This window comes from Breznakia sp. PFB1-19 (assembly GCF_029893935.1).
Taxonomy (GTDB): Bacteria; Bacillota_I; Bacilli_A; order Erysipelotrichales; family Erysipelotrichaceae; genus Breznakia; species Breznakia blatticola.
The window spans coordinates 1-1674 of sequence record NZ_JARXXJ010000055.1; the positions used below are offsets into that span (position 1 = coordinate 1).

Genomic DNA, 1674 nt, shown 5'->3' on the forward strand with positions numbered 1-1674 from the left:
ATTAATTCTACTAGGAACGGCACCCTTTTTCTATATTAACCATTTCTCATGGTTTGGTGGTTCAAGGAGTTTACACAAGATATTTTACACTACCATATAGTACCTCCTACATACAATACAAATTATACATTATATATAAAAGTAATAAAAGCATTATTTATATAAATACAATTAAAATATAATAGATAATTGAAGAGACCTTAGTTACACAATTTCTTTTCATATGATGTTATTCTTGTGTAATAGATAAGTAATGAATGCTATAATTGCTTTGTAAAATCAAAAAAAGAGGTATTAATTATGATTAATAAAAATGATACGTATAAATGGTGGATAGATAAGAAAAGTAATAAAATCAAGATTGATGATTCGATATTTGATTGCAGAAAACCGATTCGTGGAATCTATGGAATTTTTATATATAAAGGTTCTCGAGAATATTGTGCATATGTAGGAAAATCGACTAATATTTATGCTAGATTCTTTTGTGATAACGGACATTTAGTTCAAATCAAAAATGAATGCTGCAATAACAAATCAATAAATGATGCTTTGCAAGACTACAACTCTATACTTGAAATAAGAATTTTAGAAGAAGTGGTCTGTCAATATGACGATTACTTTAAAGATATGCAACGGCTATCTTTTGCCGAAAATTACTATATAAGTAAATATCAAGAATTAAATCAATGTTTAGAACAATTACCTGATGGAAGTAATATGGATAAACTAATTTGGGAACAAGAAAAGAAAAAAAATGAAGAGAATTTGGAGGTGTAAGTGCATTGAATTTAGACGATATTATTGAATACGATGAAGAAGGTACAAATTTAGATTTTAAGATGGAAGAATATAACAAAAAGAATTATGTTTCATTGATAAAAGATATATCATCAATGGCAAATGCAGTAAACTCTGAGGTGAAAAGGATTGTAATAGGAATAAAACAAAGACCTGGAGAGGATAAAGAATATATAGGCGTTGCTAAACTGACAGATCAGGCTATATTAGAAAATATCATTCAGGAAAATATAGAGCCAAATATTAATTTTAAATACTATCCATACAAATTCAAAAATATTACATTAGGAATTATCGAAATTTATGATAATTTTGATAAGCCTTATATGATGAGAAAAGATTATTCGACTCTTAAAAAAGGTGATATATGGATTAGAAAAGGATCGAGACAATCAAGAGTAACAAGAGAAGATTTAGATAAAATGTTTGATTTTCGAAAAAAAGCTGCTTTTGATAATAAAATTACTATAGGTTTTGGAAAAGAACTAAAAAAAGAATTCCACATTTCAAAAGTTAATGTACCAAGAGATACATTTCCTTCAGAAATACGAAAAAAAGAATTAGAAGTTTTAATAAAAAAGATTGATGAACGATTTGGTATAGTTGATGAAGCAGAAAATAAGGACCTATCGTCATTGATATCAACTGATTTAACAAAATTGCAGTTATTTGGAGAGTATAGAGATTCTGACAAAAGTATAAGGATTGGATACGATAGATTTAGTTTCCCTATTTATAAAAATAAAGAAGAAATACTGAATATAATAAAAAATTTAAAAGAGAGCCTGTAAATAATTTTGTGTAAAGTTTGATATCCCATGGTAGAACCATGAAGTAACTACATTGAGTAAAGTGTAGTTACTTTTTTATTAT

General features: G+C 26.7%; 2 protein-coding genes. Both read left to right on the forward strand.

All coding sequences use genetic code 11. The annotated features are described in order from the left end of the window. The first annotated feature begins 300 nt into the window (after nt 1–300). The gene (locus M2098_RS11520; protein ID WP_280684635.1) at nt 301–780 is read left to right on the forward strand and encodes a hypothetical protein; all 480 of its coding nucleotides are present in this window, start codon (nt 301–303) and stop codon (nt 778–780) included. Nucleotides 781–785: 5 nt separating this feature from the next. Then, on the forward strand, nt 786–1592 hold the full coding sequence (locus tag M2098_RS11525) for an ATP-binding protein (protein ID WP_280684633.1): 807 nt from the start codon (nt 786–788) through the stop codon (nt 1590–1592). The last annotated feature ends 82 nt before the right edge of the window (nt 1593–1674 follow it).

What these genes read in the sequence shown, in the direction of transcription:
- M2098_RS11520 (WP_280684635.1), top strand. Translation starts at nt 301, where the DNA reads ATGATTAATAAAAATGATACGTATAAATGGTGGATAGATAAGAAAAGT.